The sequence below is a fragment of the Mesorhizobium sp. M0227 genome (genome assembly GCF_040321855.1).
Taxonomy (GTDB): Bacteria; Pseudomonadota; Alphaproteobacteria; order Rhizobiales; family Rhizobiaceae; genus Mesorhizobium.
This window is the reverse complement of the sequence record NZ_JAMYSJ010000010.1, coordinates 132,893-151,004: the sequence shown is the minus strand read 5'-3', so window position 1 is coordinate 151,004 and position 18,112 is coordinate 132,893. Positions and strand designations below refer to the sequence as shown.

Genomic DNA, 18,112 nt, shown 5'->3' with positions numbered 1-18,112 from the left:
CCAAGCTTGAGCGGCCGCTTGTGATTTGATTGTCGTGCGATGAACGCGGCAAGGTCGGCGGGACCGCGCCCCCCTCTGCCCTGCCGGGCATCTCCCCCACAGGGGGAAGATCGGCAGCTTTTACCCCTCCGCCCGTGCCGCCTTCTCCAGCGCCACCAGCTGCGCGTCATCGAGCGTCAGAAACCCCATAATGTGCTGCACCACCTCGGCGCGCGCATTGCTCAAGGCGCTGTGCAGTTCAAACCCGTTGGGCGTCCGTGTCCGCGCCATCCACTCGCCATAGGACGGACGCCGGTAATAGCCGGTCGTCGCCGCGAGATCGGCCAACACCATCTCGCCATCCTCGCCGGAAAACACCCGGAGATACGCCTTGGCCAGCGCGTCCCGCGCTTTGGCAGGACTGCCGGCCTGGCCGGAATGAGCGAAGCGTTTCCGGCTCATGCTTCGCCGCCCGCCGGGCCGACGGGCTGCCCGCTTTGAGCACTTTGCGCATCTTGGGCGCCGCCCAGCATGTCTTGCAACCCGTCGAGCAGGCCGCTGTCGCGCGCCTGCACTGCCGCCGGCACCGCATCCTTGGCTGCCTTGCCGGCGGTGGCGATCGCCGCCATGCCGGCCTGCGCCTGGCTTGCCTTGGCGCGGGCGTCGCGAAGGCCGTCGACCTCCTCCTTGCGGCGGAAGATGCGCTGCGGGCTGCGGCCGGCGCTCTGCACGATCTTGATCGCCTCGTCGCTGTCGATGTTGTCCATCACGCCTGGATCGAACTGCGCCATCTGCATGGCCGTCGTCACCACCTGGATGGTGTCGCGTGCCTCGGCCGAGCGCCTGAGCACGTCGAGCGGGCCGGTAAAGGTCGGCCGCACCGCCTTGCCGGCCAGGCTCTCCGGCGGCACGAAGCGGCTGTCTTCGTCATAGAGCCCCTTGTCCTCCAGAATGCCGAGCTCGCGATCGAGATTGCTGGCGAAGCCGGCCTGGATGATCGAGCCGGACGGCCCCAGCAGCGCGCCCTTTTCCTCTTGGCGGATCAGCGCCTCGGTAGCCGTCATCTGCGGGTTCTGCACCAGTGTCTGGAACAGGTTGACGAACATCATGTCGCGGATCTCGTCGGCGCGGCTCTGCGCGTAGTTGAAGGCATAGGTCGGGTTCTGCCCGGTCGAGATTGGCGCGATCAGCGGCCGGCCATTGTCGTCGATCAGCCCCGGATAATTCTCGCCTGGATTGAGCACCGGCACGTAGTCGAGCCGGGCCTTCGAGGCGGTCGCCGGATCGGTGATCTGCTGCAAGGCACGCAAGCCCGAACGGCGCACGGCATTTTCCTCGCGCACGGTCGTCAGCGCCTCGATAGCAGGCGAAATGCCATAGGGGTCGCCCTCGTAGCGGCGCCAGTTGAAGGTCGACACCGGAAAGGTGCGAAAACCGCTTTCCCGCACGATCTCCTCCTCGTCCTCGATGACGTGGTAGGAGGCGAAGGCCGTGTCGAGATATTGGTATTGGCCGCCGAGCCGGTACATCTTGCGCTCGTCGCGCGGCTCAATGCACTGGATCAGCGAGATCTTCGTCTCGCATTTGGCCGGATCGTCGACCAGAACCTTGATCTGCGCCGGCAGTTTTTCATAGCCGAGCAGCTGTGCGGCCTGCCGCGCCGTGCGCTCGTAGCGGCGGTGGAAAATGTCGACCTGGCCCCAGCGGTTGCGGCTGAGATAGCCCTCGACCACCGGGATCGAGGCATAGCGAATCAGCGTCGCGCCGAACCCTTCCTCGGCATAGAGATAGGCCGGGCCATAGCGCACGACATTGCGCAGGCAGGCCTGCGTCGCCGGCACGAAATTCGAATTGGCGGAGTAGCGCAGCGCAAACAGGAAATCGCGCAAGGCCTCCGCCCATTCCTTTTCCTCGTCGGTCTCCTCGTCGTTCATGGCCGCCGTCGACAGCCCGTGCCATTTTTCCGACTGCGGGATGATCAGGCTTTCCAGCCCGGCGGCCAGCCGGTTGGCGGCCGAGTTGATGGTGTTGGCGTAGACGCGGGCGCCGCGCCGCTCCTGCCGCTCGGCCTGCGAGTCCTGGCTGCCGGTTCGGCGGCCGCTCCAGATATCGGGCGCATCGGGGTCGCAGAACTCCGCCACCTGCTCCCACACAGCCTCATACTGACTGCGCTCGCTCTCGAGCTCGGACTGGCGGGACAGGATATTGCGGGCGCGGGAATCGGTCATGATGTTCTCACTTGTTTGGCGCGGCGGAGCTGCCGATTGATTGGAGATGCGGAGGGACAGCACCCCCCTCTGGCCTGCCGGCCATCTCCCCCGCATGGGGGGAGATCGGCAGTTTTGCCGACGGCGCGTTTCCTGCAACGTCGGCAATTGGCGAAAGCGGCAGCACATCCAATCTCCCCCCTTGCAGGGGAGATGTCCGGCAGGACAGAGGGGGGTGCCTCGCGCCAGCCTTCCCTTGTCATCTTTTGCCCACTTGGCGATGCTACGAACTTGCTCGCGGCGGGTTTTGGAGGAGGTCGATGTGACGACAAGCCTTGCCGCCCTGAAAAGCCAAAGCAAACGCGCCGTGAAACGGCTCATCGGTTACGATTCCCGCAACTGGCTGCGGATCCGCCAGATCGAGGCGTTCACGCTCTTTCTGGAAGCCGGCAACCGCAAGGCTTCCGACGTGATCGAGATCTCGCCCGGCTGGAACCGCTACTGGCGGGCGATGTGCCCCAATTACCGCTCGGTCGATTTTCCGGCCTTCGACATCTGCAAGGACCGCACCGACGAACAATATTCCATCGTCATCGCCGACCAGGTGCTGGAACATGTGCAGCGGCCTCACGCGGCGGTGGAAAACATCCACGCCATGACGAGGCCCGGCGGCTGGGCGATGGTGGCGACACCTTTCCTGTTTCGCGTTCACGCCAGGCCGCACGACTACAACAGATGGACCCCCGCCGGCCTCAAGCAGCTTATGGTCGAGGGCGGCTTCGCGGAAGCCAACGTCAAGGTCCACGGCTGGGGCAACAAGGCCTGCGCCAGGGCCCATATCGGCGGCCCGGTACGCGCCTATGGCCTGTGGCGGGATTTGAGCAATGACGAGGAATACCCGCTGATGGTCTGGGCTTTTGCGAAGAAGGCGTGAGGGGCTGAAGCTGCCAATCTCCCCTTGCGGGGGAGATGTCCGGCAGGACAGAGGGGGGGTGCTGTCCCTCGGCCTATCGGCCAAACACAAAGCGCCTTCGGCTGGGCGTGAGATATGCGGAAGGGTAGCGATCCTTCACACCCCCCTCTGCCCTGCCGGGCATCTCCCCCGCAAGGGGGGAGATCGGCTAATCACCCCCGCCTTTTCATCACCCTTGCATGCCGTCGCCACACCCACCAGTCCCACACGCGCTTCCTGAAACTGCGCTTCATCGCGGTCATGGTCATAGCCCCAGCAGCACGCGGCGCTGGCCGGTGAGGCTGCCTGGCGCGAGGTCGGTCTTGATGGTGCCGGCGGTGCCGTTCCGCTGTTCGAGTTCAGCCCGCAATGCCGCCTCGCGCGCCTGCACGTCCTTGTCCTGCGCCGTCGGCGTTGGCGGCAACGGCTTCAGTTCCGGTGGTTTTTGAAACAGACACATGGTTCCAGCCTTCTCCAAGATTAGAAGTTCTTGTCCAGTCGTAGAGGAAAAAGTCTTCGCCGTTGCGGCCGTAACCCGGCAACAGGCAGCGTTGCGTCGCGCCGAGCCGACCGAGCCAGCGCAGCGCCAGTTCATTGGCGGCCAGCGCCCGCGCCTCGACCCGCCAGGCGTCCCGCGCCGCGACCTGAGGCCCAAGCACGGCGTGAAAGAACCCGGTGATCCCAGGCACGCAGCGCTTCATGCGGCGCGTGCCCCAGCTCCAGGCGATCCACAGGCCGCCGCGCTGTTCGGCAGCGCCAAAGCCGGCCTCCGGATTGCCGTCCAGCTCGGCGACATAGGCAAAGTCCTGCAGCGCTGTCAGCGCCAGCAGCGCCGGCGACCAATGGTCGAGCTGGCAGTCGATCTCGGCCCGGTCCTCAGGGCGCAAATTGGCTGCGATGTAGGACAGGTCGCGCAGCGTCGCGGGTATGATGCGAAGGGGCATGAGCAGGCCTGAGCAATAGAATGCAGTTCTCGCTTCCGGGCGGCGTCTCGGCGGCCTGCGCACTTGACCGTCCCCGTCGCCAGTGACCTACTTCGGGCATCGACGGCTACCCAGGAGACGGGCGAATGGACATTCGAGCGACACTGACGCAGCTATGCGATGCCTTCAACGCGCACAATCTCGATCGCATCATGGCGTTCTTCGCCGACGACTGCGTCCTGGAGATGCCGAGGGGAGCCGAGCCCTGGGGAACCCGTTGCGAGGGCAAGCGCAACGTACGGGACGCGCTGGCGACACGCTTCGAAGGCTTGCCCGATGTCCACTACGGCAAGGCTGAGCACTTTGCCGACGAGGCTGCCGAGACCGGCATGTCGAAATGGACCCTCACCGGCACCACCCGCGAGGGTGTGAAAAAGGAAGTTCGAGGCTGCGACTTCTACACGTTTCGCGACGGCAAGGTGATCCGCAAGGATTCTTATTGGAAGATCGTGGAGTAGCCACGAGATTGCAGCAAGGGCTATTGCCGCCCCAATGACCAAGGCGTGTCGGAGCGATGATCAGCCGGACGGCTGCCCCTTCGAATGCGCGGCTTTGAAGGTCGCTTGGACCTTCTTTGCGTCAGAAAACGCCGCTGCAATCTTCTTTTTGGTTTTATCGATTGCCGCATTCAGTTCGTGGGAGTTTGGCTCATTCAGCCGATCGGCGAGGTGATCGAGCTTTCGCCGGGCGATTGGGTCGTGGATCTGGCTGCGATTCATGACTATTCTCCCTACGAGATGGTTGATGCTTAGCGCGACTGGCGTACCTGGGGTTCAACTCAGGAACGAAATAATGCTTTCGCTTGACCCAGATGAAGCCGTCTGCCCTGGATATGACAGCCACATCTATCGGGCCTGGATATGACAGCCACATCTATCGGGCCGCCGACGGTTTCCATCCCCCTCGAAACCTTCCTCTTTATCGACGTCAGGTTCACCAACGCCTCGGCCATCGTGGCCAGCTCCGGCTTTGGCATAAATTCCACCATATCTTCAATAGCGGACTTTGACTGCGACCGTATGTCAGCGAAGGTCGAATTTGCAAGTTCGCCTAAAAAGGCGTTCTGCGCCTCCTCTGCCTTAGCGCCCAGCGCCGCCTTATCCTCTTCGCTCATTTCAAGGTTGGCCAAAATGTGCGTGCTGATAGACGGCACAGTGTTTATACAGAACTGCATGATGTAGCGCTCAATGCCCTCGTCAAGGCCGTAAAGGAAGCGCTCAACCATCTTTTTTTGGGCAAACGGAATAACGCGCGCACGATCCCCGTCACGATCAATGTCGACCGTGTTCGTTTCGATATATTTCAGGCGGCCGAAGGCCATGCCATCAATTTCGAATGAGGCAAGACTCGGAAAGATATCCTTCTTTCCGAACCCGGCCACGACGACGCCTGTCTCACCTCCGGACAGCCAATCTTTCAGGACCGCATTCCTCGCGATACCAACAAGTCGGGCTATCATTGCCTCGGACTCGCCATGGAAATTCGCTGCCACTATCGAAGTCATGGCTGCCATCTCGGTATCGCCAATGGCCGGAGGGCCTTTGGAGCCATCGGGACCCAAGAATTTTCCGTCCGGCCGTTTTGCAAGAACACGCTCGAACAATGCGACCGACTCTTCAAAAGCAGCCCGAAGATTTTTCATGAAATCGTCTTGCTGAGCTAGCGGCGGCGCGTTGACCAACTTTTCTAACTTCTCCTGCACACGCCCCTTAATCCGGTCCAGGACCGGCTCGATCATGTTCGATAGGGAAGCCTCAAGAACCTTCTTTGGAGATTTCACGCCCCATTCACAGAGGAACCGAAGAAGGTCAAACCCAGCGGCTGGAAGCCGATCGAACTCTTGATAGCGCTGCCTGTAGTCTGCAATCAGCATCGGCAGCGGAGCCTGCATGAACTGCATGCCGTGATAGATCATCACGCCAATCGGCGTGGGGCCGCATAGATCGAATAGCTTGTCAGCCGAGTCATAGATCTTCTGCTCTTCGCTGCCGGCTGAAATGGTAACGGCGCTGTCCGTCGCAAGAGCAACAGCCATTTTGTTCAATATTGCGATTTCAGCAGTCATACTCGCCCCTCCGTGCGGGACTAGAACTGAGTCGCAATGAAAACGCAAAATAGGTCGAGTTTTACGCGAAACGCGCGTGCTCGGCCCAGTAAGTATTCCCGTTTCGATTAATTCCACAACGGATGTCCGGCCGCTTTCGACTTCACCTGAAAGCCCCCAGCGGATCGCTCTGTTCCGCCGGCCTTCTCGCCGACCTGAACTCCGCCGGGTCCACCACCGCCTCTCGCAGCATCATCACGCCATAGCGTGTCGCCGCCATCAGATCGTCTCGCAGCTTCACAACCTGGCCATCCCTGCGGTGAAAAAGCCGAAACTCCTCGAACCAGTCGGCGAGCGTGGCAAACACCTTGAAGCGGCCGCTCTGCATGCGGTCGAGCATCTCCATCAGCCCGGCTTCGACCGAGACGGACCCGTCGGGGAATTGCGCGTGGCGGGTCAGCATGTTCAGCCCGTGCGCGGAATATTGCCGGGCAAGCGCCACGCCCGCCCCTTCCAGCGTTTCGCGGCGGCCGTCGCGCGGCCAGGCGAAGGGCAGCCATTCGCCCCAGGGTTTCAGCGTCAGCGTCTGCATCGCCGGCGTCTGCTGCGAGGCCCGCGCTGATTTGGTTACGTAAACGACGTCGGCTTCCGTATCCCAGGCCAACTCGACGGCGGCCGACGGGTGGTCCCAGCCAAAATCGAGCGCGCCGAGCCTTGGCCAGTAGCGCGGCAGCCGGAACGGCGCGCAGGCGATCAGCGCCTCGGCCACCGGAAAGATGCGACCGGAACCCAGCACCGGAATGCCCCGAGCCCGCGCCTCGCGCTCATGCGCGGGATAGGCGGCAACGATCGCCGCGCGCTCCTGCGGCGTGTAGTGCGCGGCATCGTCGATGGTCATGAAGGTGACGTGTCGGGACATATCAGTCTGCCTAAATTATTTGCTGGAACGAGTAACCGCCATTGATAATACTGTTTATCAATGCAAAGCTGCTGGCCAATTGGGGGAGATACATGATCCGCATAGCAATCGTTGTGGCCATTGCCGCGAGCGCGTCGGCATGCCAATCGAACGTTCCGTATGATACGAGTAAGAAAACCTGCAAGATGTACGCCAATTCTTCAGGGTTCCAACGCGAAGTTTGTATCCCGGACACACCAAACAAAGTATGCAATGTCTGGTACAACCAGATTACGGGTGATGAAAGGATATGGCGCCAACCGCTAACCCGGAAAGCAACCGATCCCAAGGCCCGCGCCAGACAGCTTGCGGGCAGCAAATACCCTTGAACGTCTTCATCCGCTGCCTTTGGCCATGCCCTCCACTTGCGCCGCCGAAAGAAACAACAGCACCACATCCGACATCCCAAGCAGCGGCGTGAACGTCACGATGGTGATGCCGCCCGTCGCATTGGTGCGGGTCAGGCCTTCGGAATAGATGTCGAGCGGCGGTTCCTCGTCGAACCAGACGCCGTGCAAAGTCTCGCCCTGCCATTTCTCGCGGCCCTTCTCGAAGCTCTTGAACGACAGCACCGATTCATCGGCCTGCACGTCGCCGCCGCCACCCCAGCGCACCACGACGCTGTCGAGCGCGCCCGGCGCGCCGCGGCCCATGAAGGTCTGCACAATGGCGTCGGCCGGGATCATGCCGGTGCCCCAGGCCGCCTGCTGCTGCGGCGGGCCGACCAGCACGCGCTGCGGATTGTCACGCGTGCCTTCGCCGGTGACGCCGGCCGCCCACAGCCGAACGGCCGTGTCGAAAACCTTGCCTTGCCACCACTGGGGATAACGACCGGTCAGGTGCATGGCCCATTCGGCGCCCCCTGCCCTGGTCTTGCCGAGCTGGTTGCCGGCCATGAACAGGCGCTCGCGGTTCTGCGCGCCTGCAGCGTGAAACTCGGCCTGGCGTTCATACGGTCTATAGGCCGCCAATTGATTGGTCCGGCGCCGTCTGTCCAGTTCGGCCAGTAGCACCAGATATTCCATCTTCACGGACATCACCGGGCTCTTCGAGGAACGGTTTGACGACGGCTTCGAGGGCGCGGATACGGCTACGGATCTCGTCATCGCTCAGGCCGTCCATTTGGTTGATCGTGGCATCGAAATCCTTGGGCAGCACCGACAGCACGATCTTCAGATACTGGTCCGGCTTGTCGGCTCGCACCTGGGCGATCACGCCGGCGCCATAGGCGCGGAAATCGGCCCGCACGGCGGCCAGGAAATCGTCGCCCAGTGTTTTCTTGGCGCGCTTGCGGCGCGGCTTTTGCGCGGCCGCTTTGGCGGCGGGTTTGCGCTTTGCCGGCTTGCGGCGCGTTGGCCCGGCGGCGGTCTTGTCAGTCACGGACGTGACCATCCACGGCGTTGGCATCGGCAGCGGAAATGCCGGCCTTCGGCATCGATCTGGCCCGGCTGGCCGGTTTCTTTGAACGAGCGGATTTCTTCCTGGTGCGCTTCTTGGCTCCCTGGACGCGCTTTGGCTTTGCCGCGTCGGCAGGCTTCGCCGCCGGGGCAGGCCTTGCCAGACCGGCCCGCGCCCTGAGACGCGCCATGACCAGACCGACAAGGTGCCCGGCGATGCCGGCCTGCGAGAACCCGAACTCGCCAGCGTCGTCCCGCACCATGCCGATCTTTACGCCGGGCGCGACCTCCTCGAGACGCCCCAGGCGTGGCTGCGGCGCAATGCCTTCGAATTCGCCGATCGCGCTGACGATTTCCTGGCCGTCAGCATCGGTGATGATGGTGGCGTAGCGGGTCATGGGTGTCTCTCGGATTGCGAAATGAGTCATCGGGCGAAGGATGGCATTCCTTGGCGCCCCCTCTGTCCTGCCGACATGTCTAGCCCAGCAACAAAAAACCCGCCTCAGGGGCGGGTCGTTGGCGCAACTCAGCACCATGGACAAAAATGTAGCATAGCTGCACTCACCCCGTCAACCGTTTTCTGAGAAAAAATTCCTAATTCGGTCAAACCCGCCGGCCGCATCCCGCACCATGCCGATCTTTACGCTGGGCGCGACCTGCTCGACACGCCCCAGGCCTGGCTGCGGCGCAGCACCTTCGAATTCGCCGATGGCGCTGACGATTTCCTGGTCGTCAGCATCGGTGATGATGGTGGCGTAGCGGGTCATGAGTGTCTCTCGGATTGCGAAATGAGTCATCGGGCGAAGGATGGCATTCCTTGGGGCCCCCCTCTGTCCTGCCGACATGTCTAGCCCAGAAACAAAAAACCCGCCTCGGCGGCGGGTCGTCGGCGCAACTCAGCACCATGGACAAAAATGTAGCATAGCTGCACTCACCCCGTCAACCGTTTTCTGAGAAAAAATTCCTAGATCGATCGCAATTCCGGCCTGACCGACGCTGGCAAAGCGCGTAAAACCCTGCTTTTGCCGGCGGCTGGTCACAAGCCGGCAGGTGTGAAATCATTCGTCGAAGCTCATGGAATGATTCCCGTCGCACGGCCTTGTGGGAGAGGACGATGGACAGACCAGCCATGGCATCCGTGTTCAGGATGCGGCATGCACCAGCCATGGTTTCCGGCGTGCGCAGCACCGGCCAGGGTCAGGCGGATCCGGTCATCCGCGTGCGTTCGCTGGGCGAAGCCATCCGTTTCGTCGCCAACGCCTACCCCCAATACGACATCGGCGCCGTCGCCATCAGCTGTGGGGATGTTTCGATCGGCAGCCTCGGCAGCCTGGAGGTCAAGGCGCTGTGGCGCGAATATGGCGAACGGCTGACGCAGGAATAGGCGTTCGCCCGCAGCCTTTCTGGAGCGGAAATGCCGCTCGCGCGTTTCAACCCCAGTCACGGGAGCAATCGCCATGAATGTCGCCAACCTGCAACTCGAAGGCCTGTTGATGGCCGTCGCCTCGATCAACCGCCTCTTGGTTCAAAAGGGGGTGCTGACGGCGGAGGAAATCGACCTGGCCTTGCGCAAGACCGAGGCAGGCGAAACCAACCAGGAGCGGTCCGAAGGCATGTCCGCGTCCAGCCGCGACGCCGTCAACTTTCCGATCCGGCTGCTGGAACTCGCCAACCAGTGCCAGCCGGAGGCGGAGATGCCGTCTTTTTCGAAGCTGGCCCGCATGGTCGGCAAGATAAAGGAACCCTACAACGACCAGCTGTGAGGGGGTGCCAAGGCAGGCCCGGCGCGCGTCCTTCGCGCGGTGCCGGTCGGTCTCGCCTCAAGCCCTGCCCGGCCATCCCAAATTGAGCGAAAGCACCTTGCCCGGTCCATGCACGGCCGCAAACAGCAGTCCGGCCAGGAACGAAAAATGGTCGACGAAGAAGCCGAACTCGGCCTGGTTGCCGGCCCAGTGGCTGGGTCCGTGGAAGGCCAGGGCGAGGAACAGCACATAGGCGGCGGCGACAAGGGCCGCCTGCGAGAAGAAGGCGCCGGTCAGGAAGCACAGCACCAGCGCGACTTCCAGGATCGCCGCGCACCAGGCCAGGAACAGCGGAAACGGAAAGCCGGCGGCGGCGATATAGCCGGCGGTGGCGTCCATGCCCATGAACTTGAAGGTCACGGCCATCAGGAAGACGCCGGCGAAGATCAGCCGGGCGATGAGAAGGGCCGTGGTCTGCCACGGCGATTGAGTGATTTGCGACGACATGCTCGTTCTCCAGCTTTGCAGATTGCTCGCTCCTAGGACGCGCGACGGGCGCCAGGTCCGACACGCCAGGCCAATTTTTCTCGACAGGGCGCTTGCCGCGGTCGAAGGAGGCTTCGAAGCCTCGCACCGCGCCAGCAAAGAGCGATTTTCGGTTTGCCGCCCTGCTCCGCAAGGTCGAGGCCGCCGGCTGGGACCGCGGGCAGGCCGCCTCGGCGCTCATGTATCTCGCCGCGATGCGGCTGAAGCCGGCCTGACGACGGCCCGAACGGCTTCCGGCGCCGCCCGCGATTGAAACTTGTTGGTAATCACGGAAGTGCTATCGTTAGTCGGGGCTAATGCACCGGCGTGCCGGCGCAGCGATTTTGGGTGGGCTGAAATTTGCGTACAAGCGTCAGGTTTGGGGCGATATCTCATAGCGTGCGGTCGGCGCCGCTGGAGTGCAGCGGCTGCGGTGGCGCTGGCCAAGTCTTCGAATGCCCGCGCTGGACGAGTTCCAACGGCCATTGCTGCCCTGCCGGCACCCACCGGCGCGGCTGCCCCGGCCTCAGCGCTGCATGCTCCGAATGTGACGGCGACCACGCTTCCGACGCCGACCTCATGCGGCCATCGGCCTGATACAGGCCGGTTGCAGCCTGGCCATGTCGCCTAGTGGAACCGGCAGCGCCGATCTGTGTTATGTCGTGTTGATCGCGGGCGCTGAAGGTTGCGCGTTTCCCCGAAAACAGAAAGCGAGGCCTGAGATGGCTGACGACAAGTCGAAGACGAAGCAGGACCGCAAGCAGGTCTCGAGCGAAGAGCCCTACGAGGTTGCCGCCTTTGCCCGCAAATACGGCATTCCGCCAAGCGAGGCACAGACCATCATCAAGCGCTACGGACCCTCGCGCAAGAAGCTCGACGCCCATATGGCGGCCCGCGGCTAGCGCATGTCGCCCAAAAGTGGATCTCGGTTTTGGGAGAACGACATGCATGAAGCGGGTCGTCTGAACTCGTTCGGGCGCGGCGCGCTTTAGGCCCGAAACCATTTCGCCTGGACGGCGTTGAAGATGCTGCGGGCCGTGTCAACCGGGCCTGGTGGTACGGTGAACAGGATGTCTTTTTCCCGGTTTCTCATCCTGGCCAACGAAACGGCAGACGAGCATCTGTCCCACCCGGCCCGCAGCGCCACGCATTGAGGGAGGTTGTCATGTCCGACACCATACGCAGGACCGGCAGCTGCCTGTGCGGCGGCGTGCAGTTCGAGGTTCACGGCCCGCCGTTGCGCGTCGGCCTGTGCCACTGCAAGGATTGCCGGAAGGCCGGCGGTTCGGTCTATTCGGCCTTTGCCATCTGGCCGCGCGAGGCCTTCGAGACCACCGGCCTCGTCAGCTCCTATGGCACGCGCAGCTTTTGCCCGACCTGCGGCGGCCGCGTCGCCTGGGTCGACGACAACGAGGCCGAGGTGGCGATCGGCAGCCTCGACATCGCGCCGACCGATCTCGTGCCCGAATATGAACTGTGGACCTCCAGGCGCGAGACCTGGCTGCACCCTCTGCCCGGGACCGAACAGTTCGAGCATGACCGCCCAGCGGCGCACAACGCCGAAGCGCCGACGCCGAGATCGCTGTCGGACATCGACGCTGAGATTTGATCTCCGGGAAAGGGAACCCTGCCCTGCCGCCGACGTTACCGGATGCCTCTCACGCATGCCGTCCAGCGACTTGCGGCAATCATGGAGACGACCGTTGAACGACAAGATGTTTCCCCGCCCCATCAGGTTGAAATTCGCGCCGGAGCGCGAGCGCATCATCCGCAGCGCCTGGGAAGGCCTGGAATGCCTCGGCGACTGGCCGGCTGGCCAGGGACGGCGCTACCGGGCGGCGTTGCGCAGTTGCCGCGATGCGCTGGATGGCTGGACGCCGGCGGAAAAAGCGATGCGGGCGATGATCGACGCCGCGCGCGAAGCAAAACTCCTCCAGTAGTTGGAACAGGGGCCATGCCTGATCTCATTTTGCCCACACCGATGCGGATCAAGCCGCATGGGTCGGATACGATCCGCGACGTCGCCACGCTCAAGGATGCCAGCGAAATCCTGATCGACTGGCCGCAGGCCAAGCGCGGGCCGTTCTACCAGGCGGCGCGCGAGAAGGTCGAAGCCGCCCTGGAAACCAAGATAGGTGCTGCCGAGGCACAGGAAGCGTTCGCAGCGCTCTGCAGCCACTCCGGCGTTTTGGTGCAATAGCGGTTTCAATAGAAGGCAGGCGGGGCATCGTGCCTCGCCTGCTTCGTGCAAATCGGTCCTGATCACTCCGTATCCGAATAATCGATCCGATTATTCCGCCGGAAGCTCGCCCTGTACGATCGGGTGAGAGGTTTCGAAGCCAAAACTCTTTGGCGCCAGCAGAATCAAGGCAATCACGATCGCTATCGAGGCAAGCAACGTGGCAGTGGCTGCAATATCTCTCACGATAATCTCTCCAAATTTCAAGTCGTGAGAAAAACGCTCCCAAGATAACGAGGTTCCATTAGCTTGCGCGATAATACCAACGAGCCGGCGTTTATTGTTTCGGCGGCTGGGGCGGCACTTCACCAGGCTTGATCACCGGCGTCTTGCCTTCGTCGGGAGCGGGCGCCGCCATGCCCTGGTCGCCCGTCGGGGGTGGTTTCAGCACGCCGCCGCAGTCGTTGAGCTTCGCGGTCAAATTGCCGTCATCGGCCTGCTGTTCAGGCTGCTGTTTTGCCCCTTGCTCGGTCTGAGCCCTGCATTTGTCGGCCTGCAGCGCCTGGCTGTCGTTCTGCTGCTGGGCCGCGGCCGGCACTGCCAGCGCCAGCATGAGGCCTAGTGGCATGATGGCGAGAGTTCTCATCACTGCCTCCTTCTTTTCTTTCACGGCCGCCCGCGGCGACCTTCCCTTCACAGGGACAACGCCTGTCGAAGAAAAAGGTTGGCCGCCTCGCCGGGCGGCATTGCAACCAAACCCGTTTGCCGGCCGTTGCGCGTGCCGGAGGCGGTCATGTTCGAAGGTTTTCAAAGCACGGAAATCGACATTGGCGATGCCGGCATATACTGCCTGCGTGCCGGCGGCGGCCCACCGCTGCTGTTGCTGCACGGCTTTCCGCAAACGCATCTGATGTGGCGCGACATCGCCCCCGCTCTGGCCAGCCGGTTCAGCGTCGTCTGCGCCGACCTGCGCGGCTATGGCCGCAGTTCCTGTCCGACGTCCACTCCGGACCACGCACCCTATGCCAAGCGTGCCATGGCCGCCGATATGAGGAGGCTGATGGAGAAGCTGGGTTTCAGCAGCTTCATGGTCGCCGGTCATGATCGCGGCGGGCGTGTCGCCTACCGCATGGCGCTCGATCATCGGGACAGCATCGACAGGCTCGCCGTTCTCGACATCGTGCCGACCGCCGATGCCTGGGACCGGGCCGACGCCAGGCTGGCGCTGGGCTATTGGCCATGGTCGCTGCTGGCGCAACCAGAGCCGTTGCCGGAAAAGATCCTGTCCGGCGCCGTCGAGGCGATCGTCGACAATGCGCTCAACGGCTGGGGCTCGCCGCCATCGGCGTTTCCAGCCGAAGTGCGTCAGGCCTATATCGAGGCCTTGCGCGCGCCTGCCCACGCCCATGCCATCTGCGAGGAATATCGGGCGGCAGCCACGCTCGACCGCGAGCACGACCATGCCGACAAGGCAGCCGGCCGGCGCATCCGCTGCCCGCTGCTGGCGCTATGGAGCGGTCAGGGCGCCTTGGCGGATTGGTATGCCGGCGAAGGCGGGCCGCTGGCGCTGTGGCGCGGCTGGGCCGACGATGTGCGTGGCCAGGCGATGCCGGGCGGGCACTTCTTTCCCGAAGAGAATCCGGCGCGCACGGCCGATCTGCTGGCCGGCTTCTTCGGTGAAACCAGTCACGGCATTTCCCGGCGACCGGAATTACCTTCGCCCTTCCTTTGATCGGGCCGAAGCCCCCTCCTTCTCCGCCTTTGCCTGACTGCCTTCATCACCGGCGGCAAGGCCGGGTCCGCGTTCGAACCGGCGCAGAAAGCCGGCAACGACCAGCACGATCAGCGTGCCGAACCCGGCCACTTGCCAAAGACCCAGGCCGCAGGCGACGCCGATCGCGCCCGCCAGCCACATGCCGGCGCCGGTCGTCAGCCCATGCACCTCGCCGCGCGAAAACATGATCGAGCCGGCGGCGAGGAAAGCGACCCCGGCGGTCACCGCCTCGACCACCCGGATCGGATCGACCTTGACCGATTCCCCCGCGAACATCGGCGCGTGCACGATCTCGACCGTCAGGATGCCGAAGGTGGCGGTGGCGACGCAGACGAGAATATGCGTGCGAAGTCCGGCCGGGCGATTGCGCCATTCGCGCTCGAAACCGATGACCGCGCCATAGAGCGTCGCCAGCAACAGCCGCGCCGCGATGACCGGAAACGAGGTGTAGGTGGAATGGCCGAATTCCTTGACGAGCTGTTCCATGATGTCCCCTCCGAAAGCTTGACGCCACAACGCGGCCACCGGGTCACGGTTCCTGAATCCACGGCCAGGTGCGGCAAGGATGCGGCCGCTTTTGAAAACGCATCTGCCAAAGGGAGGTTGATGGAACCAGACCTCAAGGGCTCAGGAAGCTAGGTTTCGGGCAGGTCGGCGCCGAGCTCCGGAACGATGATCGAGTCCAGGGGCGCCGTCAGGGACCATTTGAGATGGCCCGGGCTGCGATCCAGCACCGCCAAGCCGTTCAGCGATTGCGGCGCGACCCGTTGCAGGACGACGGTGCCGAAACCCTTGCGCGTGCTTTCGTCTTGCCGCCCCCCGGGCCGCTCTCCTTCACGCACCGGCATCGTCTCGTCCCAAACCAGATGGATTTCCCGCTTGTCCGAAACGCCTTCGACGATCCGCCAGGTGATCTCGAGCCGCCCGGCCTCGCTCGCCAGCGCGCCATATTTTGAAGAGTTGGTGCCGAGCTCATGAAATGCCATGCCGAGATTTTGCACGGCGTTCGGCTGCAGGGTCAAAAGCGGTCCGGACAGCGATACCCGCGCCTCGTGGCCGAACGGCTTGAGCTGCTCCTGGGCGAGGTCGAAGAGGCTGGCGCCGGCCCATTCCGAGTTCACCAGCAGATCGTGCGACCGCGACAGCGCCATGATGCGGGAGCGAATCAACTCCTCGAACTCGCGCGGATCGGTCGAGCGTTTGCTGGTCTCCCGGATCATCGAGAGGATCACCGCGAACTGGTTCTTGACGCGATGGTTCACCTCGCGGAGCAAAAGCCTGATCCGGCGCTCGCTCTCCTTGCTGGCGGTGATGTCGCGGGCGATCTTCGAGGCGCCGATGATCTCGCCCGACGCGTTCCTGATCGGCGAAATGGTCAGCGACACGGCGATGAGGCCGCCGTCCTTGCGTCGGCGGATCGTCTCATAGCTTGCCAGCAGTTCGCCTTTGCGGACCCGGCTGATGATGTCGGTCTCTTCGTCCTTGAGATGATCGGGGATGAGCATGAGCACGGACCGGCCGACGGCCTCTTCGACGGTGTAGCCGAACATGCGTTGCGCCGCCGCGTTCCAACTGGTGATGATGCTGTTCAAATCCTTGCTGACGATGGCGTCGAAGGACGAATCGACAATCGCCGCCAGCCGCGCATCGGCGGTAATGGCGATCAAGGCATCAAAGCCCGCCAAATCTGTCACTGTCGACCCCTTCTCCCTCATGCGCGGATTGCGCGCATGGCCACCAATGCGCCGCGGTGGGTTTTGGTTGCAATCGCCTCCCAACATTCCTCCCAGGAACAGTCCGGGCAGTTCATGACTGGACCTTGCACTGGAACCTTGCGCGCTTGCGCGAGTTGCACCCGACACCCCCATGGATGGCTCAATAAGGAGGCACACGATGAGCGACGGCGATCTCGACCGGGTCTGGAAGCTGATGGACAGGATCGGTTTCTGTATGCTGGCCACCCGCGAAGGCGATGACATCCGCTCGCGACCCATGGCGGCGCATGTGGTGCGCGACGAAAACGCAATCTACTTCCTCACCGATGTCGACAGCCATAAGGACGACGAGATCGAAGCCGAGCCCAATGTCGGTCTCGCCTTCGCCGATTCAGGCGGCCAGAAATATGTTTCCGTCAGCGGTCTGGCGGCGGTTTCGAACGACCGCGCCAAGATCAGGGAGTTGTGGTCGACCCCGGCCAAGGCCTGGTGGGACAGTGCCGATGACCCTTCGATCCGCGTGCTTAAAGTGACGCCGAAAGATGCCCAGTATTGGGACAGTCCCGGCACCGTGGTCAGCTATGTGAAGATGCTGGCGGCAACGGTCAGCGACAGCCGCCCGGAAATCGGTAACACCGGCAAGGTCAGGATGTAGCCGGACGGCGTCGAGGACCTCAGGCAGATGTGCGAATGCCGGTGGGGCGCAGCGAATATCGCCGGTGCGGCACACCGGTGCCGATCAGTCCGGCTTGGGAGGGTCAGGGGCATTCGGTGCTGGATCGGCGTCGGCATCCCTTTGCGGACAGTCCTCGTAGCTGTGGTCGCGGCCGCCGCAAAAAGAACAGCACATGGCCTCGCGATCCCCGTTTCCGGGACGCCATTGCGGGGTTTCGTAGGGCTTCCTGCCATTCATCCCCAGCAATGCACGACGGACCATTTGGTTGCGCCGCCACCGACGGCCGGCCGGCGGTTGCGGAACCACCCGCCGGGATGCGAGTTTCGGCCAATACATCCATTCGAGGGAACAGCCATGCCGATGCGCCGAATTGCCTTGATGACGGCAGCGATCCTGCTGGCCGCGACCGGCCTCGCCGAAGCCAGGCCCGATACCCGCACGATGAGTTGCGACCAACTTCGGCGACTGCTCCAAAGCCGCCATGCCGTGGTGCTGACCACCGGCCCCAACACCTATGACCGCTATGTCAGGCAGTTCGGCAACGAATGCGACTGGCCGGAGGTGCCGATGTCGGCCTATGTCCCGACCCGTGACGGCAGCTGCCCGGTCTACCGCTGCGAGGAACCTGTCACCAGCTTTCCGGACTGATACCGCGCCTCCAGTCGGCTTTGCCGCCGCATTGCGTTGATCCCGGCGCGGGAACCGGCTAGGGGTGGGGGCAACTTGCATTTTCCCGCTTCGTCTAATGGTAGGACAGCGCCCTTTGAAGGCGTGAATCGTGGTTCGAGCCCATGAGCGGGAACCAGCAAGCAACCAAGCGTTCGGCTGGTTCGAAGCTGCGCGCAGACTGGCCAGCCGGCTTCAGCGTATTAGCGCGCGCTTGTATTTCACTCGAAGCAGGATCATCATCCTGGCCGACAGTGGATCGAAGGGGTGCAGCGACATGGAACTGAGTTGCTTTGACGGGGGCGTCCTTGCATC

28 protein-coding genes and 1 tRNA gene are annotated in these 18,112 nt (G+C 63.1%); 13 read left to right on the top strand and 16 right to left on the bottom strand.

All coding sequences use genetic code 11. The features are described from left to right. Positions 1-120: 120 nt before the first annotated feature. Positions 121-441, bottom strand: a complete 321-nt coding sequence (locus tag NKJ00_RS16425) for a Bbp19 family protein (RefSeq protein WP_352630422.1) — start codon at positions 439-441, stop codon at positions 121-123. Then, positions 438-2,207 carry a portal protein gene (locus NKJ00_RS16420; RefSeq protein WP_352630420.1) on the bottom strand — a complete coding sequence of 590 codons (1,770 nt, stop codon included), beginning with the start codon at positions 2,205-2,207 and terminating at the stop codon, positions 438-440. The genes NKJ00_RS16425 and NKJ00_RS16420 overlap by 4 nt, the downstream gene beginning before the upstream one ends. Positions 2,208-2,508: 301 nt before the next feature. Here NKJ00_RS16420 and NKJ00_RS16415 point away from each other — a divergent pair, with 301 nt between their 5' ends. Beyond that, positions 2,509-3,120 carry a class I SAM-dependent methyltransferase gene (locus NKJ00_RS16415; protein ID WP_352630418.1) on the top strand — a complete coding sequence of 204 codons (612 nt, stop codon included), beginning with the start codon at positions 2,509-2,511 and terminating at the stop codon, positions 3,118-3,120. A gap of 283 nt (positions 3,121-3,403) precedes the next feature. Here NKJ00_RS16415 and NKJ00_RS16410 read toward each other — a convergent pair whose 3' ends face one another. Together NKJ00_RS16410 and NKJ00_RS16405 are read right to left on the bottom strand one after the other, a co-directional pair. Further along, on the bottom strand, positions 3,404-3,529 hold the full coding sequence (locus NKJ00_RS16410; RefSeq protein WP_281035567.1) for a hypothetical protein: 126 nt from the start codon (positions 3,527-3,529) through the stop codon (positions 3,404-3,406). Beyond that, positions 3,498-4,082, bottom strand: coding sequence for a hypothetical protein (locus NKJ00_RS16405; RefSeq protein WP_352611222.1), 585 nt, complete (start codon positions 4,080-4,082; stop codon positions 3,498-3,500). Before NKJ00_RS16405 ends, NKJ00_RS16410 begins: the two co-directional genes overlap by 32 nt. A 125-nt stretch (positions 4,083-4,207) precedes the next feature. Between NKJ00_RS16405 and NKJ00_RS16400 the strand changes: the two genes are divergently transcribed. Beyond that, positions 4,208-4,579 carry a nuclear transport factor 2 family protein gene (locus NKJ00_RS16400; protein WP_352630416.1) on the top strand — a complete coding sequence of 124 codons (372 nt, stop codon included), beginning with the start codon at positions 4,208-4,210 and terminating at the stop codon, positions 4,577-4,579. 60 nt (positions 4,580-4,639) lie between these two features. Here the strand turns inward: NKJ00_RS16400 and NKJ00_RS16395 are convergent, their stop codons facing one another. From NKJ00_RS16395 to NKJ00_RS16365, 7 genes are all read right to left on the bottom strand, one after another. Then, entirely contained in the window at positions 4,640-4,840 is a 201-nt protein-coding gene (locus tag NKJ00_RS16395) for a hypothetical protein (protein WP_352630414.1), read from the bottom strand. Between the two features lie 59 nt (positions 4,841-4,899). Further along, on the bottom strand, positions 4,900-6,186 hold the full coding sequence (locus tag NKJ00_RS16390; RefSeq protein ID WP_352630412.1) for a hypothetical protein: 1,287 nt from the start codon (positions 6,184-6,186) through the stop codon (positions 4,900-4,902). Between the two features lie 142 nt (positions 6,187-6,328). Then, complete coding sequence (locus NKJ00_RS16385) at positions 6,329-7,084, bottom strand: phage terminase large subunit family protein (protein ID WP_352630410.1); 756 nt, start codon at positions 7,082-7,084, stop codon at positions 6,329-6,331. Between the two features lie 374 nt (positions 7,085-7,458). Continuing rightward, positions 7,459-8,160 (bottom strand): terminase large subunit domain-containing protein, encoded by a 702-nt coding sequence (locus tag NKJ00_RS16380; protein WP_352441238.1) that lies wholly within the window; start codon positions 8,158-8,160, stop codon positions 7,459-7,461. Beyond that, entirely contained in the window at positions 8,081-8,503 is a 423-nt protein-coding gene (locus NKJ00_RS16375; protein ID WP_352630408.1) for a hypothetical protein, read from the bottom strand. The genes NKJ00_RS16380 and NKJ00_RS16375 overlap by 80 nt, the downstream gene beginning before the upstream one ends. After that, positions 8,496-8,918, bottom strand: a complete 423-nt coding sequence (locus NKJ00_RS16370; RefSeq protein ID WP_352630406.1) for a hypothetical protein — start codon at positions 8,916-8,918, stop codon at positions 8,496-8,498. The genes NKJ00_RS16375 and NKJ00_RS16370 overlap by 8 nt, the downstream gene beginning before the upstream one ends. A 171-nt stretch (positions 8,919-9,089) precedes the next feature. Next, complete coding sequence (locus NKJ00_RS16365) at positions 9,090-9,287, bottom strand: hypothetical protein (protein WP_352630404.1); 198 nt, start codon at positions 9,285-9,287, stop codon at positions 9,090-9,092. Between the two features lie 347 nt (positions 9,288-9,634). Between NKJ00_RS16365 and NKJ00_RS16360 the strand changes: the two genes are divergently transcribed. Both NKJ00_RS16360 and NKJ00_RS16355 read left to right on the top strand, forming a co-directional pair. Next, complete coding sequence (locus NKJ00_RS16360; RefSeq protein WP_023813812.1) at positions 9,635-9,904, top strand: hypothetical protein; 270 nt, start codon at positions 9,635-9,637, stop codon at positions 9,902-9,904. A gap of 73 nt (positions 9,905-9,977) precedes the next feature. Then, positions 9,978-10,283 carry a hypothetical protein gene (locus tag NKJ00_RS16355; RefSeq protein ID WP_023813813.1) on the top strand — a complete coding sequence of 102 codons (306 nt, stop codon included), beginning with the start codon at positions 9,978-9,980 and terminating at the stop codon, positions 10,281-10,283. A gap of 57 nt (positions 10,284-10,340) precedes the next feature. On the opposite strand, the gene NKJ00_RS16350 is transcribed toward NKJ00_RS16355, so the two are convergent. Further along, complete coding sequence (locus NKJ00_RS16350; RefSeq protein ID WP_023813814.1) at positions 10,341-10,769, bottom strand: DoxX family protein; 429 nt, start codon at positions 10,767-10,769, stop codon at positions 10,341-10,343. Between the two features lie 92 nt (positions 10,770-10,861). Between NKJ00_RS16350 and NKJ00_RS16345 the strand changes: the two genes are divergently transcribed. The 5 genes from NKJ00_RS16345 to NKJ00_RS16325 all read left to right on the top strand — a co-directional run bounded on the left by NKJ00_RS16345 (position 10,862) and on the right by NKJ00_RS16325 (position 12,987). Beyond that, positions 10,862-11,023, top strand: a complete 162-nt coding sequence (locus NKJ00_RS16345; RefSeq protein ID WP_352630402.1) for a hypothetical protein — start codon at positions 10,862-10,864, stop codon at positions 11,021-11,023. Between the two features lie 486 nt (positions 11,024-11,509). Next, positions 11,510-11,689 carry a DUF3606 domain-containing protein gene (locus tag NKJ00_RS16340; protein WP_023813816.1) on the top strand — a complete coding sequence of 60 codons (180 nt, stop codon included), beginning with the start codon at positions 11,510-11,512 and terminating at the stop codon, positions 11,687-11,689. Between the two features lie 263 nt (positions 11,690-11,952). Then, positions 11,953-12,396, top strand: coding sequence for a GFA family protein (locus tag NKJ00_RS16335; RefSeq protein WP_352611206.1), 444 nt, complete (start codon positions 11,953-11,955; stop codon positions 12,394-12,396). 94 nt (positions 12,397-12,490) lie between these two features. Next, positions 12,491-12,727 carry a DUF982 domain-containing protein gene (locus NKJ00_RS16330; protein ID WP_023813818.1) on the top strand — a complete coding sequence of 79 codons (237 nt, stop codon included), beginning with the start codon at positions 12,491-12,493 and terminating at the stop codon, positions 12,725-12,727. 14 nt (positions 12,728-12,741) lie between these two features. Beyond that, entirely contained in the window at positions 12,742-12,987 is a 246-nt protein-coding gene (locus tag NKJ00_RS16325; RefSeq protein WP_352630400.1) for a DUF982 domain-containing protein, read from the top strand. A 90-nt stretch (positions 12,988-13,077) separates the two neighbouring features. Here the strand turns inward: NKJ00_RS16325 and NKJ00_RS16320 are convergent, their stop codons facing one another. Both NKJ00_RS16320 and NKJ00_RS16315 read right to left on the bottom strand, forming a co-directional pair. Then, positions 13,078-13,212: a hypothetical protein gene (locus tag NKJ00_RS16320; protein WP_023813820.1), complete on the bottom strand. Its 135-nt coding sequence runs from the start codon at positions 13,210-13,212 to the stop codon at positions 13,078-13,080. A gap of 91 nt (positions 13,213-13,303) precedes the next feature. Beyond that, positions 13,304-13,612 carry a hypothetical protein gene (locus NKJ00_RS16315; RefSeq protein ID WP_023813821.1) on the bottom strand — a complete coding sequence of 103 codons (309 nt, stop codon included), beginning with the start codon at positions 13,610-13,612 and terminating at the stop codon, positions 13,304-13,306. A gap of 147 nt (positions 13,613-13,759) precedes the next feature. Here NKJ00_RS16315 and NKJ00_RS16310 point away from each other — a divergent pair, with 147 nt between their 5' ends. Further along, positions 13,760-14,698, top strand: a complete 939-nt coding sequence (locus NKJ00_RS16310) for an alpha/beta fold hydrolase (protein WP_352630398.1) — start codon at positions 13,760-13,762, stop codon at positions 14,696-14,698. On the opposite strand, the gene NKJ00_RS16305 is transcribed toward NKJ00_RS16310, so the two are convergent. Continuing rightward, positions 14,678-15,226, bottom strand: coding sequence for an MgtC/SapB family protein (locus NKJ00_RS16305; protein ID WP_352630396.1), 549 nt, complete (start codon positions 15,224-15,226; stop codon positions 14,678-14,680). The two genes, NKJ00_RS16310 and NKJ00_RS16305, sit on opposite strands and share 21 nt — an antisense overlap. 149 nt (positions 15,227-15,375) lie before the next feature. Then, the gene (locus NKJ00_RS16300; protein ID WP_352630394.1) at positions 15,376-16,434 is read right to left on the bottom strand and encodes a PAS domain S-box protein; all 1,059 of its coding nucleotides are present in this window, start codon (positions 16,432-16,434) and stop codon (positions 15,376-15,378) included. Between the two features lie 199 nt (positions 16,435-16,633). On the opposite strand from NKJ00_RS16300, the gene NKJ00_RS16295 reads away from it, so the two are divergent. The 3 genes from NKJ00_RS16295 to NKJ00_RS16285 all read left to right on the top strand — a co-directional run bounded on the left by NKJ00_RS16295 (position 16,634) and on the right by NKJ00_RS16285 (position 17,936). Then, on the top strand, positions 16,634-17,110 hold the full coding sequence (locus NKJ00_RS16295; protein ID WP_023813825.1) for a pyridoxamine 5'-phosphate oxidase family protein: 477 nt from the start codon (positions 16,634-16,636) through the stop codon (positions 17,108-17,110). 375 nt (positions 17,111-17,485) lie between these two features. Beyond that, positions 17,486-17,779, top strand: coding sequence for a hypothetical protein (locus NKJ00_RS16290; protein WP_352630392.1), 294 nt, complete (start codon positions 17,486-17,488; stop codon positions 17,777-17,779). Positions 17,780-17,862: 83 nt separating this feature from the next. Then, positions 17,863-17,936: transfer RNA gene (locus NKJ00_RS16285), tRNA-Gln, on the top strand. The last annotated feature ends 176 nt before the right edge of the window (positions 17,937-18,112 follow it).

What these genes read in the sequence shown, in the direction of transcription:
- NKJ00_RS16395 (WP_352630414.1), bottom strand. Translation starts at nt 4,840, where the DNA reads ATGAATCGCAGCCAGATCCACGACCCAATCGCCCGGCGAAAGCTCGAT.
- NKJ00_RS16350 (WP_023813814.1), bottom strand. Translation starts at nt 10,769, where the DNA reads ATGTCGTCGCAAATCACTCAATCGCCGTGGCAGACCACGGCCCTTCTC.
- NKJ00_RS16290 (WP_352630392.1), top strand. Translation starts at nt 17,486, where the DNA reads ATGCCGATGCGCCGAATTGCCTTGATGACGGCAGCGATCCTGCTGGCC.
- NKJ00_RS16365 (WP_352630404.1), bottom strand. Translation starts at nt 9,287, where the DNA reads ATGACCCGCTACGCCACCATCATCACCGATGCTGACGACCAGGAAATC.
- NKJ00_RS16360 (WP_023813812.1), top strand. Translation starts at nt 9,635, where the DNA reads ATGGACAGACCAGCCATGGCATCCGTGTTCAGGATGCGGCATGCACCA.
- NKJ00_RS16385 (WP_352630410.1), bottom strand. Translation starts at nt 7,084, where the DNA reads ATGTCCCGACACGTCACCTTCATGACCATCGACGATGCCGCGCACTAC.
- NKJ00_RS16305 (WP_352630396.1), bottom strand. Translation starts at nt 15,226, where the DNA reads ATGGAACAGCTCGTCAAGGAATTCGGCCATTCCACCTACACCTCGTTT.
- NKJ00_RS16335 (WP_352611206.1), top strand. Translation starts at nt 11,953, where the DNA reads ATGTCCGACACCATACGCAGGACCGGCAGCTGCCTGTGCGGCGGCGTG.
- NKJ00_RS16425 (WP_352630422.1), bottom strand. Translation starts at nt 441, where the DNA reads ATGAGCCGGAAACGCTTCGCTCATTCCGGCCAGGCCGGCAGTCCTGCC.
- NKJ00_RS16325 (WP_352630400.1), top strand. Translation starts at nt 12,742, where the DNA reads ATGCCTGATCTCATTTTGCCCACACCGATGCGGATCAAGCCGCATGGG.
- NKJ00_RS16405 (WP_352611222.1), bottom strand. Translation starts at nt 4,082, where the DNA reads ATGCCCCTTCGCATCATACCCGCGACGCTGCGCGACCTGTCCTACATC.
- NKJ00_RS16420 (WP_352630420.1), bottom strand. Translation starts at nt 2,207, where the DNA reads ATGACCGATTCCCGCGCCCGCAATATCCTGTCCCGCCAGTCCGAGCTC.
- NKJ00_RS16380 (WP_352441238.1), bottom strand. Translation starts at nt 8,160, where the DNA reads ATGTCCGTGAAGATGGAATATCTGGTGCTACTGGCCGAACTGGACAGA.
- NKJ00_RS16310 (WP_352630398.1), top strand. Translation starts at nt 13,760, where the DNA reads ATGTTCGAAGGTTTTCAAAGCACGGAAATCGACATTGGCGATGCCGGC.
- NKJ00_RS16295 (WP_023813825.1), top strand. Translation starts at nt 16,634, where the DNA reads ATGAGCGACGGCGATCTCGACCGGGTCTGGAAGCTGATGGACAGGATC.
- NKJ00_RS16400 (WP_352630416.1), top strand. Translation starts at nt 4,208, where the DNA reads ATGGACATTCGAGCGACACTGACGCAGCTATGCGATGCCTTCAACGCG.
- NKJ00_RS16340 (WP_023813816.1), top strand. Translation starts at nt 11,510, where the DNA reads ATGGCTGACGACAAGTCGAAGACGAAGCAGGACCGCAAGCAGGTCTCG.
- NKJ00_RS16390 (WP_352630412.1), bottom strand. Translation starts at nt 6,186, where the DNA reads ATGACTGCTGAAATCGCAATATTGAACAAAATGGCTGTTGCTCTTGCG.
- NKJ00_RS16355 (WP_023813813.1), top strand. Translation starts at nt 9,978, where the DNA reads ATGAATGTCGCCAACCTGCAACTCGAAGGCCTGTTGATGGCCGTCGCC.
- NKJ00_RS16370 (WP_352630406.1), bottom strand. Translation starts at nt 8,918, where the DNA reads ATGACCCGCTACGCCACCATCATCACCGATGCTGACGGCCAGGAAATC.
- NKJ00_RS16315 (WP_023813821.1), bottom strand. Translation starts at nt 13,612, where the DNA reads ATGAGAACTCTCGCCATCATGCCACTAGGCCTCATGCTGGCGCTGGCA.